The sequence below is a fragment of the Psychrobacter immobilis genome, from assembly GCF_904846285.1.
Classification (GTDB): domain Bacteria; phylum Pseudomonadota; class Gammaproteobacteria; order Pseudomonadales; family Moraxellaceae; genus Psychrobacter; species Psychrobacter immobilis_D.
In genome coordinates this window covers 163787-189229 of the sequence record NZ_CAJHAD010000003.1, presented here as the reverse complement: position 1 = coordinate 189229, position 25443 = coordinate 163787, and the positions used below count along the sequence as shown (strand labels likewise).

Sequence of the window (25443 nt, the reverse complement as noted above, 5' to 3'; positions counted from 1 at the left end):
CAAGGTTGGGTGGAGAATAATCTACCTAAGCTATTTCATGATATGGGTTGTACTAATTTTATTGTGGACTGACTATATGAGTAACTCAGTATTGTTTATCTCTTATGATGGCTTGCTAGATCCTTTAGGTGGTAGCCAAATACTACCGTACTTACATAGTATCCGTCAGCACCCTCGTCCTTTACATATTTTAAGCTATGAAAAACCTGCACGTTTTAAGGCTGGTGGTGAGTTATTAAAAGCAGAGTTGGCTAGTTCTGGCATAGGATGGACACCTTTGTCTTTTACTACACGTTTTGGCAAGTTAGGCAAGCTTTGGGATTTGTCTCGCATGTATGAAGTTGCTTTGTATTTGCAGCTTAAACATCGTTTTGGCATGATCCATTGTCGTAGCTATCAAGCCATGCAGGTTGGAGCATTACTGCGTAAGCTTACCGGAGTAAAGGTCTTGTTTGATATGCGCGGCCTCTGGGTTGACGAGAGAGTAGATGGCGATATTTGGAAGCTAGACAACAGTGTTGACGCTTCAATATTTAAGCTATACAAACATGTAGAGAGCAATCTTCTTTTGAGCGCCAGTCATATTGTGGCTCTCACAGAACGAGTGGTACCTGAACTGCATAAGCTGTCGCCAGATATGTCTGCTCCCATTACAGTGATTCCTTGCTGTGCAGACTTTGAGCATTTTATCTTACCTACTGCTAAGCAGCGTATGGCTACTCGTAAGGAGTTAGGATTACCTGAAAATGCTTTTGTACTCTCATACCTCGGTTCTTTGGGGACTTGGTATATGTTAGACGAAATGCTAAAACTATTCGGTCAAGCAGCTACTGAGCGAGAAGATGTACACTTTTTATTGATTACTAAGGATTGGCGAGCGGAACATGATGTATTAATAGGTGAGCTTGGCTTGTCACATTTGCGTACGCGTATACATGTGCATGAAGCCAAACGCGACCAAGTACCTTCTTACATAGGTTGCTCTGATTTAATGCTTAGTTTCATTAAGCCTGCTTATTCAAAAATAGCGAGTTCACCTACTAAAATAGCCGAAGCGCTTGCGGTAGGTATACCTGTCGTTAGTAATGCTGGAATTGGTGACATAGATAACATGACTGCTAGGCTGAAAGCAGGTGCAGTGATAAATTTGGATAAGCCTGACAGCTTAACTAACATCGTATCTTCACTTGATAGTCTTAAGAAGATGGGAGGACACAATCTACGCGCGCGAGCCAAATCTGAATTAGATCTCCATGTGGCAGCATTAAGTTATAAAAAAATTTATGAGCAGCTGGAACAGACACTATGACCAATAATTCAGATGCTACATTATTTATTACAGATGTTTGTGGCACATTGGTTTATGACGATACAACATTAGGCCTGCTCAGAGTGCATTTTTCTCAGCAGCCTGAGCGTCAATGGCGTTTGCCAATGCTTCGTGCTTTAACCGCACATCGTAGTCCGTTTCGATTAGGAGTAGCAGTGATTGAGCGTCTCACCGGTAGACATGTTTTAAAACACCTACTTGTTAGAATGCTGAAAGACGATACGGTCAGCTCTCTCGAGTTAAATGCAGAAGTTTATGCGCAATGGTTATTGGATAATAGAAAAGTCCCTGCTGTTTGGAATGTCGTTACACTGGCGATAAAAGACAAACACATAATATTGGCTTCTGCCAGCCTACAACCTATCGTTTCGGCATTGGCAAAGCAGCTGGGTGTAAGGTTTGTTGCTAGTGACCTTGAGAGTAATGATGGTGTTTTAACAGGTCGTTACAAAAATGATTTAACTGGATTAAAGTTACAAGCATTAAGTGATCTTATTGGTAATGACCTTATTAGCAGATTTTATGATGCTATCAGTGACAATATAACAGATCGAGAATTATTAAGTGGTGCAAGGAGGGCTTATGTGGTTCTGCATAAAGCGTCACATAAGGAGCGCTGGGCAGGATTAACCGCTACTTATATAAGGTTAAGCTGATGAATATCATATATATATTGCCATTTAGTTACTTCTATAATACGCGTTTACGTAATGGAAGTTGGGTTTTTCATGCTCTATTTGAGTGGCTAAGTGCAGCAATACTTGTGATGGCTCTGGGTAGAGTCCCACCGTTTCAAGCTTTGATACAGGCTATCTTAGTATACTTTGCATTTATCAGTTTGTATGAGATCGGCTATCTTGTAAATGACTTATTCGCGGCACGTAAAGAGAAAGATGGTCGTCGGCGCGGTCCTCAAAATGCACCTACGATGTGGATTTTTACGTGGATTGCTTTTCGAATACTGGTTTTTATAACCTTAACTCTTCTACTAAATATGCAAGAGGTATTGGCATGGTGGAGTTTCTTTTTAGCCTTGTCTATCGTATTCGCTCTGCATAATATGTTTGTTGATCGTGAGTTTAAGGTAGCAACTTTTCTTTGGTTGGCCTGGTTTCGATTTATGGCACCAGTCATATTTGTGGTAGAAGATCGTTATAGGATGGGTATCGCCCTAGCAGCAGGTATTATTTATGCTGCTTTCCGTCTTTTTGGTTATCTTGATAGTAAAGGGTTGCTAAAGATGCCTGATCGTCAAAGGATTCGTTTTAGACTGGTATTTTTTTTAATGCCTTTGACAGGGGTCTTAGCATTAGCTCCTTACGATGAAGCTCGTGGTTTTGTTCTGCTTTGTGCTATTTATTCTATTATCGCGTTAGCAGCTGCCGTTAGCAATTGGTTACGCCATGGTCGTCTAGACTAAGGAGTATTTTATGTGTGGTATTGTTGGTTTTCGCCAAGACCTATCAAGTAACATAGAGATGCGTGCTTGTATCACGCATATGAACGATACTCTTTATCATAGAGGTCCGGATGCTGGCGATAGTTGGCTGGATGAAACTGTTGGCTTAGCTATTGGTCATCGGCGTTTAGCCATTCTAGAGCTGTCGCCTGCAGGCGCACAGCCTATGCATTCTGTGTGTGGACGATATGTGGTGGTATTTAATGGTGAGATATATAACCATCTGCAACTACGTCAACAGCTTAATCAAGAGGGCTTCTTACTCGAATGGAGAGGTCATTCAGATACAGAGACCATGCTCGCTTGTTTCGTAGCTTGGGGTATAGAAAAAACACTACAAGCTATGGTAGGTATGTTTGCCATTGCTCTATGGGATAAGCAAGAGAAACTCCTGACTCTAGCAAAGGATAGGATGGGTGAAAAACCTTTATATTGGGGTTGGCAGGGCGATAGTTTGTTCTTTAGTTCTGAATTAAAAGCTTTGAAAGCAAACCCTATGTTCAAAGCAGACATTAATCGTGATTCAATCACTTTACTGTTGCGTCACAACTGTATTCCTGCTCCTTATAGTATTTATCAAGGCATTAAAAAGTTGCGACCTGGTTATTGGTTACAATTACCTTTAGTAGAATTGCAAACAGCTAAAATAGCGGTACCTAAGGCCTACTGGAGTTTTAATACGGTAGTTGAAACAGGGCTAGAAAATCCTTTTACGTGCAGTCCAGAGCAAGCCGTTGATATTTTAGAATCAGCACTTGTGGAGAGTATCGGCAGTCAAATGCAATCAGACGTGCCACTTGGCGCTTTTTTAAGCGGTGGTATAGATAGCAGTACAGTAGTTGCACTCATGCAAGCACAGAACGGGCGGCCAATTAAGACTTTCACTATTGGTTTTGAGGATGAAGCGTATAACGAGGCAACGCATGCAAAAGCTGTGGCTAAGCACATTGGTACCGAACATACTGAGTTTTATATAACCCCTAAAGATGCTTTAGCAGTGATACCGAAATTATCGTCTATATACTGTGAGCCATTTTCAGACAGCTCACAAATCCCAACCTTTTTAGTCAGTCAGTTAGCCAGTCATCATGTGACGGTTGCCTTAAGTGGTGATGGGGGCGATGAGCTATTTGGAGGTTACAATCGCTACCTCATGGCTCAGCAAGTTTGGAATAAAAATCGTAAATTACCTCGACCAATGAGAAGGTTGGCGTCGACGACACTGACTGCTTTCGCACCCAAGAGCTGGGATGCTATGTTCACAACGCTTAATCCTATTCTCCCTAAAAAATTACGATTGAGTGCTCCTGGAGATAAGGCTCACAAGCTAGCAGGTGTGCTAAATATTGATAGTGAACAGGATTTTTACCAGTCATTGACCAGTCATTGGCAGCAGCCTGAGAAGTTAGTCATAGGTGCAAAAGAACCTAGTACTTTGATAAGTGATATAAATTTTTGGCCGAAAACAGATAGCTTTCAACATGCGATGATGGCTATGGATGCACAGACTTATATGGCTGACGATATTTTGGTAAAGGTTGATCGCGCTGCTATGGCTAATAGTCTAGAAACGCGAGTGCCGATGCTAGATCATCGTATTGTTGAATTAGCCTGGAAAATGCCATTGCATTACAAAATACGTCATGGTGAAGGTAAGTGGTTGCTGAAGCAGGTACTATTTCGTCATGTTCCTCGCCAATTGATTGAACGGCCTAAAATGGGGTTTAGCCTACCTTTACACGATTGGTTACGTGGTTCATTACAGGATTGGGCTGAAGCATTATTAGATGAAACGCTATTACTGCAGCAAGGTTACTTTTATCCCGCATCCATACGTAGGATATGGACAGAACATCTGAGCGGTAAATATAATCATCAAGATCAACTATGGAATATATTAATGTTCCAAGCCTGGCTTGAGACACAGTAATTTATATGGATAGCAAAATGATAAATATATTTATTTTTTTGAATATAAATAGTTATTAGACTACAATCAGCAGGATACCTTTTAAAACATAGCCGTATAAAGCCAGTAGGTTAAATTAGAACGCTCCAATAGGCTAATCACAACAGTGCATTGATAATAGCCAAAACAGACATGTCATTTGAATTTTTTATTAAAAATATAGAGACAAACTAATGTCAGACCTAAGTTGGATTTATACGTATGGATTTTTAGGGACCAGACTTTTTGAGTTACCTAGTCTGCTGATATGCTTGTTGCTAATTGTCACTGTTGGATACAAGTTTAAGGTTCCATCCAATTATCAAGTAGTCCTTGCTTTACACTGTTTGCTTCCTTTTATTCTAAATGACGTAATGTTCAGTACGGCATATATGGGCGATCAGTTTAGATATTGGGAGGGAGTGAATGCGATAAGATCTGGAGAGCTAGGGTTGATTGAAGCATTCACAGGGGGTGATAATGTTTTTCAAGCCAGTGCTATGCTCGCCCTGTTACCATTTCCATCGCCAGTTTCTCCTATTAGTTTAGGATTCTATAATACTTTTCTCTATATCGTTTTGTTCTTTGCTTTGTATGTAAAAAATATTTTTACAAAAGTATCAATATGGTTTTATCTGCTGTTTCCAAGCATGGCTCTATACACAGCGCTAAGCTTGAGAGAAACTCTCATTCTATTTTTTATGGTGCTAACGGTTGTCTATGCGCGTGAGTCTAAGATCCTTAAAAGTATTTTGTTTATTATTCCTTTGTACTTAATTAAGTTTCAGAACTTTTTTATTTTAGGTTCTATTGTTCTAATGTATTTTATTTTCAATGTGGCTAAAAATGGTATGGGGTTAGCGAAAGCAGTAACTATAAGCCTAATTAGTCTGGCTGGATTGCTTCTTGCTGCTCCGATAGCTATCCCTCAAATTAATCATTTTAGGGCGGCTATGTTTGTAGAAGATGGAGGGAAAGCTGAAGAAATTATGCTTATCTCTGGAGTAGGAGAGTTTGTCGTTGAAGGTTTGACGTCGGGTATTTACTTCTTATCTAAACCATTTTTGTGGGAAGCGAGCGGCTTTCTACCTTTGATTCAATCATTTGAAAATTTATTTGTACTTGCCATTTTGTTTCTGATAACTCGTAAAGCTTTGATGAAAAGTCCTGATAATCTTGCTTTTTGGTTATTATTTATGGCTTTATCGATGTCTGTATATGGCTTAGTTGTATTTAATTATGGAACAGCTGTTCGTTATAGATATCCATTCGTTATGATATATGTACTGTTCGTATGTGCTGACTGCGAAATTCGCACATTATTTCATAATGAAAAACTTCCAAACAACACTCCACTTCCTAAAATCAATCAGTAAAAATTCTTAACCACATCTCTCAAAGGTATAAATATAAATTATTTATGTCCTTCTATTGTAATTAGTCTAAAAGTTACCTATAGTATATTTATATATGTGAATATATAAATATACCTATTAAGATAAGTTTTGGGGTGACATTATTAATAGTCAGTTTTTTACATGACTCAAAAACTAGGTTAAATACATTATGACTACTATAAAAAAGTTTTTAATATATTCTAACTGTTTGCATAATGTATTTAACTTTAGAGGCAAGCTTTTGGATTCCATCGCTCAATTAGGGTATGAGATACACATTGTTTCTCCTATTTTAGAGAAGTATGCTGCAGACCATAATGAGCTTATAAATCGTGGATATCATATCCATCAGATTGCTATGCAAAGAACCGGAACTAATCCGGTCAAAGATATAAAGACATTTATTCATAGTTATCAGCTATTAAATAGAATTAAACCAGAATATGTACTTTCTTACACTGTAAAGCCTGTGGTATATGGAACATTAGCAGCATGGTTGGCCGGAGTATCCTATCGTTTTGTGTTGTTTTCGGGATTGGGTTATACCTTTCAGCAAGTAGAAGAAACCAATAAGCGTAGCATTTTCCAAACATTTGTACATGTGCTTTACCAACAAGCATTAGCAAAGTCTTCTAAGGTATTTTTTCAAAATAATGATGACTTAAATTTATTAAAAAAACTAAATATAGTTCATTCAATGACTCCTACGGTAGTGGTGAACGGTTCAGGGGTGGATTTAAATGACTTCAATGTATTTCCATTACCTAGACATGAGTCAGGCGGCGTCAAGCCTTCCTTTTTGTTGATTGCTAGACTGCTCAAAGATAAAGGAATAGTGGAATATGTCGAAGCATGCAAACAGATAAAGAGAGAATATCCTGATGCCGAATTTCATCTGGTAGGCTCGATAGATGAAAACCCAGCAGCCATTGAACAAGCACAGTTAGATCAATGGATAGCAGATGGCGACATCATCTATTGGGGTCAGGTTAAAGATGTTCGTCCTGCCATAGCGGCCAGTTCAGTCTATGTATTACCGTCTTATCGCGAGGGCACATCACGCTCTGTGTTAGAGGCTATGTCAATGGGACGAGCTATTATTACGACGGATGCGCCTGGGTGTAGGGAGCCGGTGACCAATGGTATAAATGGTTATCTAGTTCCCGTCCAAGCCGTTACTGAGTTGATAGATGCCATGCGTCAGTTCATAGAGCATCCCAATCTTTATGAACAAATGGGGTCGGCCTCTAGAGTCATTGCGGTAGATAAGTATGACGTTAGAAAGGTAAACGCTCATATGATAGCTGAGATGGGATTAGAGTAAGTTTTCATATCTAAACGAACTTAAGAAGTATCGTTTTAAGCCATACAAAGTCTAATTATTTTTATTTTAAAAACAAGTTTATCCAATATATTCGTTTATAAGGATTTATATATTTAAATTTTAATATATAAAAAGCATTATGGGTCTGGGTATATCGTCAATTGCTCTACATAGGAGGTTTAAAATGCTTAAAAGGATATTCGACGTGAGCATTGCTCTAATGGCCTTATTTTTAATGCTGCCTATTTTCATCTTGGTGGCATACAAAGTTAGGAAAAATTTTGGCGCACCTGTGTTATTTCGACAAGCTCGGTCCGGTCTTAATGGTAAAACATTTGAGATTATTAAATTTCGGACAATGAGTGATGAGAAAGATTCTGAAGGTAATCTCTTGCCTGATGAATATCGTCTTACAAATTTTGGTAAGCAACTTCGAGCCAGTAGTCTCGATGAGTTACCTCAACTATGGAATGTGCTAAAAGGTGAAATGAGTATAGTAGGGCCGCGTCCTCAGCTTATGGAATATTTGCCACTATATAGTGAAGAGCAGTTTAAGAGGCACTTAGTTCAACCAGGAGTTACGGGTTACGCGCAAATCAATGGTCGTAATAATATCAGTTGGGAAAAACGCTTTGAACTCGATATTTGGTATGTTAGTAATCAATCAACCTGGTTAGATATTCAAATATTATTTAAAACAGTGGGGCTAGTTATAACAAAGCATGGCATTTGTGCCGAGGGAGAAGCGACAATGAGCCGATTTACGGGTAATAAGCGCCGAAGTTATAAAGTCATAAACGCCAGTGTTAGGAGAAGCTTGTTAAGCCGTCGATGTCTGAATAGGCATTTTTCAAAGCGTAACACCAATGTTTAGTCTAGTGTTGAAAATAAGATGTATAAGTATCATGCTTTATTAAAAGTGTATGCAGTTATATAAGTTACCTAACACTTATAGAAGTGGTTATATTATTAGCTCTTTATCGTTGTCTCTTTAAAGTGCGCTAGGATTTTTTACCCCAGACAGGTACAATATCAGTCTCAATTAACGGTCAAAAAGAATTGACCGCGCATAAGACAGGCATGCAAAAATACTGCAGGCGCTGTCTTTACTTTTTTTATCGCACCCTCTATTGGAGTTACTATGTCTATTACGTCAACTGCCCAAGGATCTGCTACCGTTTTGGACGGTAAAGCACTTGCTAAACAAATAGAACAGCAACTGAGTACGCGTGTAGACGCTATTAAAGCTAAGACAGGGCGTACACCAAGCCTAGCGACGATATTGGTCGGTGACGATCCTGCTTCTGCGACTTATGTGCGTATGAAGGGCAATGCTTGTAAGCGTGTCGGGATGGATTCTATACGGGTTGAGATGCCAAGTGTGACAACCACCGAAGAGCTGATGGCTAAAATAGACGAGCTTAATAGCAATCCAGACGTTCATGGTATTTTGCTACAGCATCCAGTACCCGCGCATATCGATGAGCGCGCTTGCTTTGAGCAGATTGATTTGGCAAAAGACGTCGATGGCGTGACCTGTCTTGGTTTTGGTCGTATGGCGATGCAGCAGTCCGCTTACGGCTCATGTACCCCGCAAGGTATCATGCATTTATTAGAGCATCATAATATTGAGCTTGCTGGTTTGGAGGCAGTGGTCGTCGGTCGCAGTGCTATCTTGGGTAAGCCAATGGCTATGATGCTATTAAATGCCAACTGTACGGTAACGATTTGCCATTCAAGAACGCAAGATCTAGAGTCGCATATTAAGCGTGCTGATATCGTAGTTGGCGCAGTGGGTGTGCCTGAGCTGATTAAAGCTGATTGGATTAAAGCAGGCGCGGTAGTTATCGATGCAGGTTTCCATCCAACGGATAATGGCGGCGTTGGTGATATCGAGTTGCAAGGTATAGAAAGTATTGCCAGTGCTTATACACCCGTTCCCGGCGGCGTTGGACCGATGACCATTAATACCTTAATTCGTCAAACGGTTGATGCGGCCGAAAAGTCTGCTGGTTTAGACAATAGTGCAGTCAGCTGATGAAGCCGCTGTCAGAGCAAGAACCAGAACAGCAATCAGAACAGAAAAATAGTAAAGTCCATCAAGCCCAACAAACCAATACCTCTTATGTATCAAAGCCAAAAATGGAAATACATGAGCGCATGCAACATATCGGCCGTGAGTTTGTCGATATCTGCCACTATATTATTTTATTTTTGATCAGTGTGGTGGTGGTTTGGACAGCGGGCAAAGAGTTCTTTGTTATTTTTCAAAAAGGCTCGGCCGATTTAAAAGATATTTTACTACTGTTTATTTATCTTGAGCTACTGGCGATGATTGGGATTTATTTTAAAACCCATCGTCTGCCAGTGCAGTTTTTGATATTTATTGCGATTACCGCTTTATCACGACATTTGGTGGTCGATGTACAGGCAGTATCAGATAACTTTCATTTATGGTTATTGGCAACGATTTCCTTTGCCATCATGGTGCTTAGTGCATCGATTGTGATATTAACGTGGACGGCGAAGATGTTTGGGCGACCAGAAGATTATTTAGATGACCATCAAGTGACCAGTACCGAGCATCATCTACCGAGCGTTGATAGCACTCATTATCGTAAGTAAGGTTTTTTAATAGTGGTTAATAAAAAAGGGTTGCCAATGGCAGCCCTTTTTTTGTCTAAAATCCTATAACACAGCCTAACTTATAACCAACCCAAGCGTTTAAAATTAAGGTATAAGAAGCTACATAGCGAGAAGATAACGGCCATGATAACCAGATAAGAGTACTGCCAATGTAGCTCTGGCATAAAATCAAAGTTCATCCCATAGATACCAGCAATCGCCGTTGGTACCGCTAAGATACCAGCCCAAGCAGCAAGTTTACGTACCACCTCATTCTGTCCCATATTGACCATGGCGAGGTAAGTGTTCATGACTACGCTAAGCATTTCATTTAAACCATTAATCGCATCTAAAGAATGCAATAAATGGTCATTAACGTCACGGAAGTAGGGCTTAGCAGCATGAGAAAACGGCGATATTAGGTCGCTTTTATCGTGATTGATAAAGAAACTACAGATATCTTGTACCGGTAAAATCACCGCGCGCATATGAACCAGTTGCGATTTTAATTCATACAAATTTCTAAGCGTTTCTTTATTAAACTCATAAGTAAAGATATTACGTTCTTGCTCGCGCAGATAACTGCCCAAGCGATCGGTAATCGGCATATAGTTATCGACGATAAAATCGAGAATGGCATGCAGAACAAAGATAGGTCCCATGCGCAGCTTTTCTGGGCGACGATGACAGTGTTCGCGCACCGGTGTATAAGAGTTCGAGGGCCCATTGCGAATGGTAATCAGGTAATTTTTACCCATAAATATAGCGGTGGTGCCATAGCGAATAACATTGTCTTCAAGCTTGGCAGTACGTAGCACCACAAATATCATGTCATTGTCGTAGTTCTCAACCTTGGCGCGCTGATGATCAGCAAAGGCATCTTCAATCGCCAGTTCATGTAGCTCAAAGGCATCTCTAACTTTGACCATGGTTTCCAAACTTGGGTCATAAAGACCAAGCCAGATAAATTGACCGCTATTACTTAAAGCGCGACTCACATCACTTAGTCCAACTTTACTGGTTTTTTCGCCCGTTTTACGCGAATAAGCATAGCAATTGACGACTTCGTCATCGCTAGATAAATCGATATCCTCATAACGCTCAGAGTCGGGGTCATAGACGGTCATCGTCTCAATCGTATCCTCGACCGTCGCATCGGCGTCGCCATAAATATAACTGTCATAGCTATCGTAATTGTCTAAATAAGAACGCTCATCGCCCATGCAGGTGTCGATAAGGCTGACATTAGAGTCAGGTGTGATACGCGTTGTCGGTTTGACAATCAGGTCATCATCTTGGTTCATACCTTCTCCTTTAGTCGGTGGTTAATGTTAAATAAAATAAACATTAAATTAAATTAAATAGATTATGACATGCGACTAAAATAACTATTTGTGCAATTACTTTTCTACAAACTACAATGCAAAGCGTTTCAGCGTTTCGATATCCACCAAACTTAATAAACTTTCATGACAAGCTTCGAGCTTTATCTGCGGCGCAATATCGAAGTCTAATGCTTCGACCCAACGTAGTGCGCAGATACACCAGTAATCACCAGGCTGTAAACCGGCAAAACCATACTCGGGCAGCGGCGTGATCAAATCATTGCCACGACTGGCAGAAAAGTTTAAAAATTCACTGGTCATCTTAGCGCACACAGTATGCTGACCAACGTCATGGTTGCCGGTATGACAAAAGCCATTGCGATAATAGCCGGTAATAGGGTCAAAACAACAGCTGGCTAGGGCAGTGCCAAGGACGTTGGTTTGGTTGATAGCAGGATTTGGGTGGTAATCAGATGACATAAGGCTTTCCCAGATAAAAATATGCTTTAGTGTAACATGAGTCTAGCGATAAGGCGTTATGCAAGTAACAGACCGCAACGCTTCAGGCTGATAGAAACAGTAATGTTGATAAGTAGTGATGTTAAGAAACGAGATTCTAGAAAATAAGTAAGCGCAATGAGAGATAATCAGCATAAATAACCCTGTGTTGCTCTTATCCTCGATAGGTATTACTTTTTATTTTCAGTTATTCTTGCTGAATGCATACCTTATTAATAATGAAGACTGTAAACCTTTTGACCATGAATTAGATAGTAATTGGGGTTAATTGTCACTAGGCGAAGCTTGGCTGCTATGCTAAACTAAAGCATAAAGTGCCTTGATTATTTATCATAATTTTTTAACGCATAAAGATACTTGTCTTATCATCCTAACTTATACTTATTACTCACCCTTTTGCGGTCACCTAGTTTGCTTATAGATAATTGGGTCAGTGATGTTGCGCGTCAAAAATACAAAACGCCTTACATCCCTGCAATTGTAAATACAACCTTTTAGTACCGCATCAGTACCGCGTTTTTGGTAAGCGATACGCCAAACAAGGATTCATTGTGTCTGCCAGTTCTGATTCTGCAAAACCTGCCCAGTCAAATACGACAAAACCAGAGGCGACTCAGCCTGCTGATAATCGTGCTACCGCTAATGGCCTGCCATATCTCAGCAACTTTGCTAGCGATGTTGCTAATAACAGCTGGCTGCTGCCTGATGGGGTCGTCGATGTGTTGTTTGAAGATGCACACAAGCAAGAGGTACTTAGACATCAATTGATCCAGCAGCTTATCAGCCACGGCTATGAGTTAGTTAATCCACCGATAATTGAGTTTACCGAATCATTACTGAGTGAGGCATCAGAAGATTTAAAGCGTCAAACATTCAAGATTATCGATCAGCTGACCGGTCGCTTGATGGGTGTGCGAGCTGATATTACCCCGCAGATTTTGCGTATTGATGCCCATCACGGCGGTAGCGGAATTGCACGTTATTGCTACGCCGGCGATGTGATTCATACCTTACCGTCAGGATTGTTTGGTTCGCGCACACCGTTACAGTTGGGTGCGGAGATATTTGGTTGCGGCGAACTTGCGGCCGACATCGAGCTGATAGATGTGCTTTTTAGTATGGTCAATAGCTTGGATATGAGCGCGGCGCTGCATATTGATTTGGGTCATGTGGCGATATTTAAGCGTTTGGCGGCATTGGCTGAGTTGTCGCACAATGACACCGAGCAATTAATGAATCTCTATGCAAATAAAAATTTACCAGAGCTAAAACGTGTCTGCCAGCTACTGTCAATGGGCAATGATTTCTATGCCTTGGCACGCTTTGGTCATGATATGGCAAAGTTATTAGATACGCTGTCAGATACTGCCAAGCAGGATACACATATCGTGACGGCTGTCGATGAGCTGCAACGCTTAAAAGCACATTTAGAAACGCAATGGCAGACGCCAGTCAGTATCGATGTGACGGAGCTATCGGGCTATCATTATCATACGGGTATCATCTTTAACGGCTATATCAATAGTGAAACCCAGCCGCTGGTACGTGGTGGGCGCTTTGATGGTATGCAAAGTGTTGGGCAGTTAAGTGCAAAGCAGCCACGTCAAGCAACAGGCTTTAGTATGGATGTCAGCCGTTTGCTGGCACATACCCAGCTTGAGTCACCGATTATTGTACTGGTTGATTATCAGGCATTAAAGCAAGCTGATACTGATAAAGCGCAAATGCAAATACTATTACAGCAGGTCACCAGCTTACGTCAGCAAGGTTACCGTGTCACTATGCCTTTAACGTTCGATGACCGTCCAGCGGCGATGACGCATCGTTTAAACTTTGCCAATAATCAGTGGCAGCTAGAAGCGGTTTAAATTTAAAAATCCGTTAAGCTAATAATCAGTTCGAATAAGCCTCATTTATTGAAACTTATTTATTAAATTTCTAAAAAATAGACAGTGAATAACATATCATTTCTTAGCACGACGTGAGTTTTGATAAGTTATTTTAAAATTATTATTGCACACACCTCAATACATAAAGGTAAGGATTAATTATGGGTAAGAATGTCGTAGTTTTGGGTAGCCAATGGGGCGATGAAGGTAAAGGTAAAATCGTTGATTTACTGACCGAAAAAGCCTCAGCGGTTGCACGCTTTCAAGGCGGACATAACGCTGGCCACACCTTAGTCGTCGATGGCAAAACCACCGTTTTACACCTGATTCCATCAGGTATCTTACGTGAAGGCGTGACCTGCTTTATCGGTAATGGCGTGGTGCTAGCACCTGACGCATTACTAAAAGAAATGAAAGAATTAGAAGACAACAACGTGCCAGTCCGTGAGCGCCTACGTATTTCACCAAATTGTCCTCTTATCATGCCTTATCATGTCGCACTTGACCAAGCTCGTGAAGCTAAGCGCGGTACTGGCAAAATCGGTACCACAGGTCGCGGTATTGGACCAGCTTATGAAGACAAAGTTGCGCGCCGTGCCATCAAGCTTGCTGACTTGTTCCGTGATGATTTAGAAGAAAAACTACGTAATCTAATCGAATATCATAACTTCCAATTGACTCAGTATTATAAAGTTGATGCCATTGATTTCGATGAGACGTTTAAGCTTTGCCAAGAGTGGAAAGAAGAGATCAAAGGCATGGTTACCGATGTGACCGAAGACCTAAATCAATTGCGTCTTGCTGGTAAGAACCTAATGTTTGAAGGTGCGCAGGGTACATTACTTGATATCGACCATGGTACTTATCCGTTTGTCACCAGCTCTAGCGTAACCGCGGGCGGCGTATCGACTGGTACGGGTATTGGTCCATTGTATTTAGATTATGTCCTTGGTATCACTAAAGCCTACACCACGCGTGTTGGTAGTGGTCCGTTCCCAACCGAATTGTTTGACGATGTTGGCGCCCATTTAGCCAAAGTCGGTCATGAATTTGGTGCAACCACTGGTCGCGCGCGTCGCTGTGGTTGGTTTGATGCCGAAGCGTTGCGCCGTGCAGTGGTACTGAACTCATTATCAGGTATTTGCTTGACCAAGCTTGATGTTCTAGACGGACTTGAAGAGCTGCTCATTGGGGTAGGCTATGACGTGCCAGATACTGAGTTTGCTGGCGCGCACGATGCTGAGTTCTACGAGTCAGTCACGCCAAAATATGAAACGCTACAAGGTTGGAGTGAGTCAACCGTTGGTATCACCAATTATGACGACTTGCCAGAAAATGCAAAAAAATACATCAAGCGTATCGAAGCATTGATTGATTGCCCAGTCGATATCATCTCAACGGGTCCTGACCGCGAAGAGACGATTGTATTACGCGATCCGTATGATGCGTAATTAGTAAAAAAGCTACTTATTAATAATAACCTCCATTGTTTAAACGCAGTGGAGGTTTTTTTATAAGAGTTTTTTAAAAATTCTTATAAAATATTGCCACATTTTAATTACATTAAATCAAGGTAAGCGCTTTCAAAAAAGATTAAGCTAATGATGATAACAACAGCATTATCTTTGTTGAGTCGCATTTCATGTGTCAAAAAGGATTTTTGATTATCAGCAAACTATAAGAGGGACATAACATGAAAACTAATATTATGAAGCGCACTATTATTAAAACCTTATTAGCTATGCTGACATCCGCAGCTTTTATGTTTCCTATGCTTTCTTGGGGTGCAGAAAACTGTGATAAACCTAACAATGATTTTGATGGTCTTTACTGCCTCACTAAAGTATATCTTGAAGCCGATAAAGAGCTTAATAATTCCTACAATAAATTAAGCAAATTATTGAACAAACAGCAAAAAGCTACGCTCAAACGTGGTCAGTTAGCGTGGATACGCGAGCGTAATGACCAATGTAGTTATAATAATGACGAAGGTTTTTTTGTTAATATGGGCTGCGCGACCCGTAAAACAACGACACGAGTTAACTTCCTAAATGAGCGGGTACGTGAATGTAATGCGGGTAGTTGCCGCGATAGTCGTTTAGGAGAGTAAGATTAGCTGATTCTAGGTGTATAAATATCGAGCCTGTAAATACTGAATCTATAAAAGCTACTGCAACGCTATTTGTATTACTAAGCTTTAAAATTGTACGGTTTCTAAACCATCGCAGTTTTAAAGCTTTTTTAACCTTGCTTTTCTGAACAGTTAGCGTAATTAAACCTATCATTTACAGTCTCAATCATTATAATAGGCAGCAATCATTCGTTGGGCGCGGTATCTTCGTATTGTGTATCCGTATTGGACATGCATAAATACCTTTAGTCAGCGCAGTGATCACAGACAACATAAATTATTTAATCCCTCACTTATGTATTAGGAGCTTTTCATGGCTAACGAACGTACTTTATCTATCATCAAACCTGACGCAGTAGCTGGCAACAACATCGGTGCTATCTATGACCGTTTTGAAAAATCAGGTCTAAAAATTGTTGCAGCTAAAATGATGCAACTTGATGATAAAAAAGCAGGTGGTTTTTACGCTGAGCACGCTGAGCGTCCATTCTATAATGACCTAGTGTCATTTATGACTTCAGGTCCAGTATTGGTATCAGTATTAGAAGGTGAAAACGCTATCGCTAAGCATCGCGACATCATGGGCGCTACTAACCCAAAAGACGCGGCTGAAGGCACTATCCGTGCTGATTTCGCTAGCAGCATCGATGAAAACGCCGTTCATGGTTCAGATTCAGCTGAATCAGCAGCACGTGAAATCAGCTACTTCTTCAATGAAGAAGAAGTGTGTGCACGTACGCGTTAATATAGTAAACCAAATATAGGCTGTTACGGTGTCAGACTAGCTTAATGTACTCAATGTACGATTTGCGCTCGTCTTCCTTGTACCAGCTCTATATTTGATTCACTATGCACTAATGGTTTATAAAATTGATTATAAATTATTAGTATGGCAAGACGGCTTATATCTTTTGGTATAAGCCGTTTTAGCTATTATAATAGTTTAATTTTACGTTGAAATTCTTAATCACTTGCCTCATTATTAGTTTTAACGAGCATAATCAATCCCTTATCAGCATGTTTTTATCAGGTTTTATAAATTCTAAGCATTCATAAATACCTCAATAAGAAATGCGCTCATAACGGATTGCTCATGTACTCATACATAAGACGTATGACTGACTGGCAACGCCCATCTCAATAATTGCAGCGCTTATCCAAATGGCTGCAAAAAGGTTACCTATTATGTCCACTATTCAAACACCCATCCAACATACCCCAAAAAAGTCTGCGAATAGCATCAAACTCGTCGATGAAGCGCAAGCTAAAACCAATCTCTTAGGCATGACCCAAGCACAGTTGGCAGATTACTTTAAAAGTATCGGCGAAAAGCCATTCCGCTCGACGCAGGTTATTAAGTGGATTTATCAGCATGGCGTGACAGATTTTGAGCAAATGACCAATTTGAGCAAATCATTGCGTGATAAATTAGCAGTCAATGCTTGTGTGATTCCGCCAAAAGTGATTCATCGTCAATATAGTGAAGACGGTACGCGTAAATGGGTCTTTGAAGTCACAGGTGGCTCATTGGTTGAGACAGTATTAATTCCAGCCGACGACAGTAAGTTAAACGGTCGTAAAACCCTATGTATCTCATCACAAGTCGGCTGTGCGCTAGACTGTAGCTTCTGTAGTACCGGTAAGCAGGGCTTTGAGCGTGATTTGACAGCAGCTGAGATTCTCGGGCAATTATGGGTAGCAAATGCTTCTTATATGACCGATGAAAACGACAGTTTGGACAGCGTTGACCATAGCTTATGGGAAAACAATGTCACCAACGTGGTGATGATGGGCATGGGCGAGCCATTATTAAACTATCGTCCTGTTGTCAGCTCGATGGAGCTGATGCTCAGTGACCACGCTTATGGTTTATCAAAACGCCGCGTCACTTTGTCAACATCAGGTGTGGTGCCAAAGATGTATGAACTAGCGCAAGAGCTTGATGTCGCTTTAGCGATTTCATTACACGCGCCAAACGATGAGCTGCGTAATGAGCTGGTACCCATTAATAAAAAATACCCATTAGAGCAGTTGATGGCAGCAGCGAGAAATTACGTTTTTGATGTCAATCCGCGCCATAAAAAGCATGTGACGATTGAATATGTGATGTTAGATGGTGTCAATGATAGCAATGAACATGCTGAGCAATTGGTTGCGTTATTAGGCGACTTACCGAGTAAGATTAACCTAATACCGTTTAATCCGTTCCCACATGCAGACTATGATAAGTCAAGTAATAATCGCATTCATGCATTTAGCAGCATACTAAGTGAAGCAGGCTTTGTTTGTACCATACGTCAAACTCGCGGTGACGACATCGATGCTGCTTGTGGGCAGTTGGTCGGGCAAGTCGCTGACAGAACTCGCCGCTCAGCGGCGTGGCAGCAAAGTATCAAAGATCGGGAAAATACTTAGTAAATTGTAAAAAAATATGCCATTAATAATGCAAAGATAGATATTGAATAATCGGGTATTGGCATACATGGCTAATGTCGGGTATTTAAATTAAATGCTTAGCTGTCATTCTTATCTCACAACGGTAATAAAATGTAGTTATTCACATCAATACTTGAGTGTGGCGCATTTAATGACAATAAATTGTACTTATAGGGGTTAAATCTATTAAACTGATGCCTCGAAGAACGCATTGAACCTCAGTTTTATGATGGCGGCTATGATGACTTTTAAAAATCTTTGTCAGTTCAAATATCAAATCTTGTTTGCTCAAGCGGCGCAGCAATCACGCGTCAATATTGCCCAAAAGCGTGGCTCACAATACATTTTGTTAGCCAGTGCGTTAAGCGTCTTGCTACTTAGTGGTTGTCAAAGTACGCCGACCAATGATTTATTAGGCAGTGCGCCTTATCAAGGCTCGACGAGACCGAATGACAATCGCAATTTGGATCAGCAAGAAATTGCTCGCGTTCGCACCTCACTTGCTGCACAATATATCCGCGAAAATCAACTTGATGCTGCACAGCGTCAACTTGAAAAAGCCTTTGCTGCCGATAGCCGTTACGCGCCGGCCTATGATATGATGGGCGTTTTGTTGCAGCAAGAGGGCAGTCGCCTCAATCTTGAAAAAGCCGATCAGTATTTTAAAAAAGCCATTACGTTGGATAAAGATTTTGATCAAGCCCACAATAATTATGGTGTTTATCTGTCACAGATGAAGCGCTATAAAGAGGCGGCGGCGCAGTTTGAGATTGCAGGAGCGTCGCTTGGCTACGAGGGTCGTATCGGGGCGTTAGAGAATTTAGGGCGTACCTACCTTCAGCTGAATGATCATCCAGCTGCTGCCAAAGCATTTTTGCGCGCCTTAGATGGCAACCGCAATAGCTTAATTGCGCACTTTGAGCTAGTCGATTTATTACTAGAGCAGCAGCGTGTGCAGCAAGCACAAAGGCTTTATGATGAAACCTTGCTATTAGTAAAAGGGCAGAGCATCAGCCCGCGTTTACTATTACAAGGCATCAAGCTTGCGGCGGCACAAAACAACATAGCAACGCGCCAGCAATTGGCACAGCAGCTTTTATCCGCTTATCCATTAAGTGATGAAGCAAAACAACTTAAGACTTGGCTTAACAATCCAGAGGCACCATGGAAATGACCACCCCATCATCAAACACTCAATCTAACGCTCAGGGATCATTTGGTGCTATGTTGCAGCAAGCCCGCAAAAACAAGCAATTAAGCTTGGAGGACGCGGCCGCTGAGTTATTTATTTTGAAACGACATTTGCAAGCGCTAGAAAATGAAAACTTTTCGGAGATGCCGCAAGCAGCGTTTGCGCGTGGTTTTGCAATTAACTACGCCAAGTTTTTGGGTCTAGATCCGGTAAAAATAGCGAGTAGTTTCGATGCTGCTTATCCAACTGAGCTAAAGTCACGCTCGAGCAATAATATTGAGTCGCCACTGCGTCCGATGGGTACCTTGCAGCGTGATACTCATAACCGTATCCGTTTTAATCCGCTGCTTATTATCGCAGTGATTGGGGTCATTATTTTAGCGATTTTCTTATTTCGTATGGTCACTAATGCCAGTAAAGAAAATAATGAGCAGCCAGTAAATACCAGCGAAGACATCTCAGCTATAGAGCAAGCGCAGGGTGCCGCGATTAACAGCGATACTAATGGCGTCAGTGCTTCTGGTTCGGCGCTTAATTTGGGCGGCGAAAGTACGGCAGCGGCCACGCTAGACGTCAAACTGACCGATGCTGCTGTTGTGATTATTACCGATGCCTCAGGTAGCAACCTAATGAATGGTTCGCAGACAGCTGGTGATTATAAATTATCAGGTATGCCACCATTTAATGTACAGATTGATAATGTTAAGAATGTCAGCTTGATGCTTAATCAAGAAGCAGTTGCTTTAGACAGTTATGCAACAGGTACGCAAGCCAGTTTTGAGCTAGCACCATAATATTAAACAGCTTGTCATTAAATTAAATGTTGTTTAAATGACGGCTAACTTAAAGCAGTTATTGTTAATGACATAAAAGTTGTTAGCGTTAAAAAGTAATGTTTGTTTCCAGTTTTTTCGTTCCAATTTGTTCCAATGAAAGGGTTTGTCTATGTCAACGTCAGCGCCTATTAACCGTCGTCTTACTAAAAAAATATATGTCGGTGATGTCGCGATTGGTGGTGATGCACCGATTAGCGTGCAAAGTATGACCAATACCGATACGTGTGATGTGGCAGCGACCGTTGCCCAAATCGAGCGCTGCGTTGAAGCAGGAGCAGATTTGATGCGCGTATCGACGCCGACGATGGATACGGTAAGAGCGTTTGGTGAAATTCGTAAGTTGGTTAGCGTCCCTTTAATAGCCGATGTGCATTTCGATCACAAAATTGCTTTAGCCGTTGCTGAAGCTGGTGCCGATTGCCTGCGTATCAACCCTGGTAATATCGGTAGCGACGCCAAAGTGCGTGAAGTGGTTGCTTGTGCCAAGCATTACAATATTCCTATCCGTATTGGCGTCAATGCAGGCTCACTGGAAAAAGACATTCAGCGTAAATATACTGAGCCGACCGGCGCGGCGATGCTCGAATCAGCCATGCGCCATATCGATATATTAGAGCGCTTGAACTTTGATCAATATAAAGTGTCGGTTAAAGCCAGTAATGTATTTTTAACCTTGGATGCTTATCGTCTGATTTCTGCTCAGATTGATAATCCGCTACATTTAGGTGTCACCGAAGCAGGTGTTTATCGTACGGGCGCGGTGAAATCCGCGATTGCCTTAGGCGGTCTATTATTAGACGGCATAGGCGATACCATTCGTATCTCCTTAGCGGCAGAGCCAGAAGAAGAGATTAAAATCGGCTTTGATATTTTAAAATCGCTAAATATTCGCTCAAATGGCGTTAACTTTATCGCTTGTCCAAGCTGCTCGCGTCAAGAGTTTGATGTGATTAGAGTGATGACGGCTTTAGAATCGCGTTTAGAAGACATTCGTGAACCAATGAACTTGTCAGTAATTGGCTGTAAGGTAAATGGTCCGGGTGAAGCAAAAGAAGCAGACATTGGTATTGTCGGCGCTGCACCAAAATCACTGGTCTACCGTATGGGTGAAAAAAGTCATTTGATTGATACCAATAATTTGGTCGATGAAATTGAAAGTATGGTACGTGCGCATGCTGAAGACTTGGCGAAAAAACGTGAGAATGAAATCATTCGTGTAAAGTAAGGCGCTGAGCTATTAAAAGCTTATTTATAGGCGTCACGACAAGAATAATTAGTAATAAAGTACTTTGTTAAAAATTTAAGGATGCGACCGTACCATGATTAAAGCTATCAAAGGGTTTAATGATATTTTGCCTGAACAGTCTGCAAAATGGCTGCACTTAGAGTCGATATTGGCTGATGTGTTGGGTAGATACGGTTATGAGCATATTCGCCTGCCTATCGTTGAGCAAACTGATTTGTTTGCCCGTGCTATTGGCGGCGCAACCGATATCGTCGAAAAAGAGATGTATAGCTTTACTGATAAATCTGAGCCACCTACGCCATTGGCATTGCGTCCAGAAGGTACGGCAGGGGCAGTACGTGCCGTCATCGAGCACAACTTATTGCGCGGTGATACACCGAAACTTTGGTATATCGGTCCGATGTTCCGCTATGAGCGTCCGCAAAAAGGTCGCTACCGTCAGTTTCATCAATTGGGTGTCGAAAGCTTTGGTAGTGCGCTACCGGATGCCGATGCAGAGCTGATTGCCATGACTCATCTGATGTGGCAGGAACTGGGTCTAAAAGACGAGATGCGCTTAGAGCTTAATAGTTTGGGTGAGATTGATGAGCGTCATGCTTATCGCGAAGCATTGGTTGCGTATCTAACTGACAAACAAGAGCAGTTAGATGAGGACAGCAAACGCCGTTTAACGACCAATCCGTTGCGTATTTTAGACAGTAAAGAGGTGAGTACCCAAGCACTATTGGTAGATGCACCAAAACTTGCTGAGTTTTTGGGTGCAGAGAGTAAGGCGCATTTTGAACAAGTACAAGCGTATTTGACCGCACTTGGTATTGAGTTTGAGATTAATCCGCACTTAGTACGCGGTCTTGATTACTATAATAAAACCGTTTTTGAGTGGGTAACTGATAAGCTTGGCAGCCAAGCGACCGTCTGTGCTGGTGGTCGTTATGATGGTTTGATTGGGCAATTAAAATCTATCGGTACCCCTCATGATAAAGAGCATAATAAACCGCTGAAGTCTGAGCCAGCCGTTGGCTTTGCGATGGGGCTTGAGCGTTTATTATTGCTTATCGAAGCTGTGGCACCGATTGCAGAGTTGCCTGCTTGCGATATTTTTGTGGTTGCTCATCCAGAAGTCTATAGTTCGGGTATTGGTTATGCGCAAGATTTGCGTTACAGCCGTCCTGACTTGCGCGTAAAAATGGCAAGCGCAACCAGCTTAAAAGCTCAAATGAAAAAAGCAGATAAGTCAGGCGCTACATTGACAGTGATTATCGCTCAGCAAGAGCTCGATGATAACACCATCAGTATTAAAGATATGCAGACGGGTGAGCAACAAACGGTTGCGGCAGATTGGCTATCGAATAAAGAAAACTTTGTTCGTCAGTAAAAGAAAGGATTGTTCGCCAGTAATCCATTATGACTTTAGCTTTGGCAATTTAATAACACTTTATCAGGTAAAAATATATGGCTCTGACACCCAATTCGCCAAACCCCGACAATTCAATGCAAGCGTTAAAGCAATATGGCAGCTATATTGTCACTGCGATTTTATTGGCGTTGGCCGCCTATTTCGGCTGGACGTATTGGCAAAATAACCATGCGCGCGTCGATACGGTTGCCGCTGACCATTATGCTGATATTCAGCGTTTGAATGAAGAAGTCAGCCTAGCGTCGCAAAACCCAGATTTAGAAGCAGAGACGCAAGCGTCACTCGCTGAAAGCCGTAAACAGTTAGATAAAGATATTGATGCTTTAGTAAGTACACATGGTAACTCTGTCTATGCATGGCAGGCGCTGATGATTAAAGCGCGTCAGCAAGTGGATAACGATGACTTTAAAGGTGCGAGTGAGACCTTTAAAAAGGCACTAGCAATCGATTTGGGTGATGCAGGTCTACAAGCAATTACTCGTCTACGCTATGCGAAAACGCTATTGGCGGCTGGTGATGCCGACGCTGCCTTAGCTGAAGCCAATAACGATATGCCAAGCTCGTTTGAAGCAAGTCAGCAAGAACTATTGGGTGATATTTATCTGGCGCAAGATAATAAAGACGCGGCGGTTAAATCTTACAATAATGCTTGGGAATTGTTACGTAACCGTCAAGAAACACGTGCAGTATTGGCATTAAAGATGGAAAGTCTCGGTGTGGTAGCTGAGCCTATTGAACCGCAAGCTGGTCTTATTCAAGAATCTACTGCGCCTGCACAGCCCGTATTAGCTGAAGACCATAATACGGTAGCCATTGCTGAGTAATAGATGTAAAAAACAGATACTAAAAATATTTCGAACAACAAGCGCTGGTGCTAAATATGAGCGCCAACGTTTTAATAAGTGGCTTAACAAAGATTGCAATACCTCAAATCGTTTTACAAACTGTTTTAAAAAACGGTCTTAAAAAACTAAGTAGCGCAGTGAGTTAGGAGGGCGGTATTAATAATAAGTGCTTATTGTGTGCTGATTATTATTGTTAACCCTTTACTTGCTGAGAGCTAATTCATTAATGATTAATTTATTGGTAGTGAGAACCCGTAATGACTCAAGCTATTCGCTCAAACAGAACTATAAATGCTAAGACCATCAAAACGACGGCCATGAATGTCGCCGTCATCGCCGTGATGGCAACCGCAGTGGTTGGGTGTAATCGAGGTATCAAGCCAGTCGTCAATGATCCTGTAAAATTGGTGCAAATTGCGCAGCCAATTAGTGTATTGCAGCCGGTTTTTAGTACCGATGTTGGTAGCAAAAAAGCCAGTAGTAAAGATCCGCTTGACCTGCAAGTGGGCTATGCCAACTCGCAAATCGTAACTGCATCGCGCGGCGGTGATTTAACGGGTTTTGATAGTGCCGGTCAACGTGCATGGTCAGTGAATGTTGGCGATCAAATCACAGGCGGCGTTACTTTAGATGCTTTGAGCCAAACTGCTATTATCAGTACCCGCGGCGGTCTAGTAATGGCATTTGATAGTGCGACTGGTGCTAAACGTTGGCAGCAGCAATTAACCGGTTCAGTGTTAACACCGGCTTTAATCAGCAATAACCGGGTGATTTTATCGGCTAACGATGGCTTCTTGCATGGCTTATCGTTACAGAATGGTCAGTCGGTTTGGCAATTTGCCACCCAAGTACCGGCTATCAGCGTACGCGGTACGGCAGCACCAACATTACTAGATGCTAAAACAGCATTATTAGCCACGGCTGATGGCCGTTTACATGCCATCACTGTCGATAATGGTTTACCGCAGTGGTCACGCCGTGTTGGCGTCGGTGCGGGCAGTAGTGAAGTTGAGCGTATGAGCGATGTCGACGGTATGCCTATCGTTGATAACAATCAGTTATTTGCCATCAGCTATAGCGGTCAGTTGCTAGGTATTAACTTAGCCTCTCGTGAAGTGTTGTTCGTCAATGAGCTTGCCAGTTTAAAATCACTGGCGGTGAACAACCAGCAAGTCATTGCAACGAGCTTAGATGGCAAAGTGGTTGCCTATAATCGCAGTAATGGCGAAGTGTTGTGGGAAAGTGAAGAGTTGGCTTATCGCCACCTAACCAATCCTGTAATGATTGGCAATTATATTGCTGTCGGTGATTTTGATGGTGTGGTGCATTTATTTGACCCTGCTAACGGCAAAATCGTCAGCCGTGTACAGACCAAAGGCGCATTGAGTAGCTTGCAATTACAAGGTAGCCGCTTACTAACCCAAAGCACCTCAGGACAAGTCGCTATTTGGCAATTGGCGCGCTAAATATTAATAAGCCGTGGCTTATTTGATGGTACTGATTAAACAAGCCTGCTTATATTGA

The 25443-nt window shown here is 41.7% G+C and carries 22 protein-coding genes; 20 read left to right on the top strand and 2 right to left on the bottom strand.

Annotation, left to right across the window (positions count from 1 at the left end; all coding sequences use genetic code 11):
- Positions 1 to 76 precede the first annotated feature (76 nt).
- The 9 genes from JMX13_RS03765 to JMX13_RS03725 all read left to right on the top strand — a co-directional run bounded on the left by JMX13_RS03765 (position 77) and on the right by JMX13_RS03725 (position 10083).
- Positions 77 to 1309, top strand: a complete 1233-nt coding sequence (locus JMX13_RS03765; protein ID WP_201609662.1) for a glycosyltransferase — start codon at positions 77 to 79, stop codon at positions 1307 to 1309.
- A complete protein-coding gene (locus tag JMX13_RS03760) occupies positions 1306 to 1986 on the top strand; it encodes a haloacid dehalogenase-like hydrolase (RefSeq protein WP_201609660.1) in 681 nt (226 codons plus the stop codon). Before JMX13_RS03765 ends, JMX13_RS03760 begins: the two co-directional genes overlap by 4 nt.
- Positions 1986 to 2750 carry a hypothetical protein gene (locus JMX13_RS03755; protein WP_201609658.1) on the top strand — a complete coding sequence of 255 codons (765 nt, stop codon included), beginning with the start codon at positions 1986 to 1988 and terminating at the stop codon, positions 2748 to 2750. Before JMX13_RS03760 ends, JMX13_RS03755 begins: the two co-directional genes overlap by 1 nt.
- A 10-nt stretch (positions 2751 to 2760) precedes the next feature.
- Entirely contained in the window at positions 2761 to 4719 is a 1959-nt protein-coding gene (gene asnB, locus JMX13_RS03750; protein WP_201609656.1) for an asparagine synthase (glutamine-hydrolyzing), read from the top strand.
- 410 nt (positions 4720 to 5129) lie between these two features.
- Positions 5130 to 6113 carry a hypothetical protein gene (locus JMX13_RS03745; protein WP_227686201.1) on the top strand — a complete coding sequence of 328 codons (984 nt, stop codon included), beginning with the start codon at positions 5130 to 5132 and terminating at the stop codon, positions 6111 to 6113.
- Between the two features lie 190 nt (positions 6114 to 6303).
- Positions 6304 to 7458 (top strand): glycosyltransferase family 4 protein, encoded by a 1155-nt coding sequence (locus tag JMX13_RS03740; protein ID WP_201609652.1) that lies wholly within the window; start codon positions 6304 to 6306, stop codon positions 7456 to 7458.
- A gap of 184 nt (positions 7459 to 7642) precedes the next feature.
- Complete coding sequence (locus JMX13_RS03735) at positions 7643 to 8332, top strand: sugar transferase (protein ID WP_201609650.1); 690 nt, start codon at positions 7643 to 7645, stop codon at positions 8330 to 8332.
- Positions 8333 to 8599: 267 nt separating this feature from the next.
- Positions 8600 to 9496 carry a bifunctional methylenetetrahydrofolate dehydrogenase/methenyltetrahydrofolate cyclohydrolase FolD gene (folD, locus tag JMX13_RS03730; protein WP_201609642.1) on the top strand — a complete coding sequence of 299 codons (897 nt, stop codon included), beginning with the start codon at positions 8600 to 8602 and terminating at the stop codon, positions 9494 to 9496.
- Between the two features lie 104 nt (positions 9497 to 9600).
- Positions 9601 to 10083, top strand: coding sequence for a phosphate-starvation-inducible PsiE family protein (locus JMX13_RS03725; protein WP_201609693.1), 483 nt, complete (start codon positions 9601 to 9603; stop codon positions 10081 to 10083).
- Between the two features lie 80 nt (positions 10084 to 10163).
- Here JMX13_RS03725 and corA read toward each other — a convergent pair whose 3' ends face one another.
- Positions 10164 to 11387 carry a magnesium/cobalt transporter CorA gene (gene corA, locus JMX13_RS03720; protein WP_201609633.1) on the bottom strand — a complete coding sequence of 408 codons (1224 nt, stop codon included), beginning with the start codon at positions 11385 to 11387 and terminating at the stop codon, positions 10164 to 10166.
- A 111-nt stretch (positions 11388 to 11498) separates the two neighbouring features.
- On the bottom strand, positions 11499 to 11888 hold the full coding sequence (locus JMX13_RS03715) for a DUF2237 family protein (protein ID WP_201546817.1): 390 nt from the start codon (positions 11886 to 11888) through the stop codon (positions 11499 to 11501).
- 590 nt (positions 11889 to 12478) lie between these two features.
- Between JMX13_RS03715 and JMX13_RS03710 the strand changes: the two genes are divergently transcribed.
- From JMX13_RS03710 to bamB, 11 genes are all read left to right on the top strand, one after another.
- Positions 12479 to 13795 (top strand): ATP phosphoribosyltransferase regulatory subunit, encoded by a 1317-nt coding sequence (locus JMX13_RS03710; RefSeq protein ID WP_201609631.1) that lies wholly within the window; start codon positions 12479 to 12481, stop codon positions 13793 to 13795.
- 182 nt (positions 13796 to 13977) lie between these two features.
- The gene (locus JMX13_RS03705; RefSeq protein WP_201609629.1) at positions 13978 to 15267 is read left to right on the top strand and encodes an adenylosuccinate synthase; all 1290 of its coding nucleotides are present in this window, start codon (positions 13978 to 13980) and stop codon (positions 15265 to 15267) included.
- Between the two features lie 242 nt (positions 15268 to 15509).
- The gene (locus JMX13_RS03700) at positions 15510 to 15926 is read left to right on the top strand and encodes a lysozyme inhibitor LprI family protein (RefSeq protein ID WP_201609627.1); all 417 of its coding nucleotides are present in this window, start codon (positions 15510 to 15512) and stop codon (positions 15924 to 15926) included.
- Positions 15927 to 16260: 334 nt separating this feature from the next.
- Positions 16261 to 16692 (top strand): nucleoside-diphosphate kinase, encoded by a 432-nt coding sequence (gene ndk, locus JMX13_RS03695; protein ID WP_055124481.1) that lies wholly within the window; start codon positions 16261 to 16263, stop codon positions 16690 to 16692.
- Between the two features lie 440 nt (positions 16693 to 17132).
- Entirely contained in the window at positions 17133 to 18362 is a 1230-nt protein-coding gene (gene rlmN / locus JMX13_RS03690) for a 23S rRNA (adenine(2503)-C(2))-methyltransferase RlmN (protein WP_201609620.1), read from the top strand.
- A 259-nt stretch (positions 18363 to 18621) separates the two neighbouring features.
- Positions 18622 to 19557 carry a type IV pilus biogenesis/stability protein PilW gene (gene pilW, locus JMX13_RS03685; RefSeq protein ID WP_227686199.1) on the top strand — a complete coding sequence of 312 codons (936 nt, stop codon included), beginning with the start codon at positions 18622 to 18624 and terminating at the stop codon, positions 19555 to 19557.
- Positions 19554 to 20369 (top strand): helix-turn-helix domain-containing protein, encoded by an 816-nt coding sequence (locus JMX13_RS03680; RefSeq protein ID WP_201609610.1) that lies wholly within the window; start codon positions 19554 to 19556, stop codon positions 20367 to 20369. Before pilW ends, JMX13_RS03680 begins: the two co-directional genes overlap by 4 nt.
- A gap of 151 nt (positions 20370 to 20520) precedes the next feature.
- Positions 20521 to 21636 carry a flavodoxin-dependent (E)-4-hydroxy-3-methylbut-2-enyl-diphosphate synthase gene (gene ispG / locus JMX13_RS03675; RefSeq protein WP_201546834.1) on the top strand — a complete coding sequence of 372 codons (1116 nt, stop codon included), beginning with the start codon at positions 20521 to 20523 and terminating at the stop codon, positions 21634 to 21636.
- A gap of 94 nt (positions 21637 to 21730) precedes the next feature.
- Positions 21731 to 23032: a histidine--tRNA ligase gene (gene hisS / locus JMX13_RS03670; RefSeq protein ID WP_201609607.1), complete on the top strand. Its 1302-nt coding sequence runs from the start codon at positions 21731 to 21733 to the stop codon at positions 23030 to 23032.
- Between the two features lie 77 nt (positions 23033 to 23109).
- On the top strand, positions 23110 to 23898 hold the full coding sequence (locus JMX13_RS03665) for a YfgM family protein (protein ID WP_201609605.1): 789 nt from the start codon (positions 23110 to 23112) through the stop codon (positions 23896 to 23898).
- 278 nt (positions 23899 to 24176) lie between these two features.
- Positions 24177 to 25385, top strand: coding sequence for an outer membrane protein assembly factor BamB (gene bamB, locus JMX13_RS03660; RefSeq protein WP_201609603.1), 1209 nt, complete (start codon positions 24177 to 24179; stop codon positions 25383 to 25385).
- Positions 25386 to 25443: the final 58 nt, after the last annotated feature.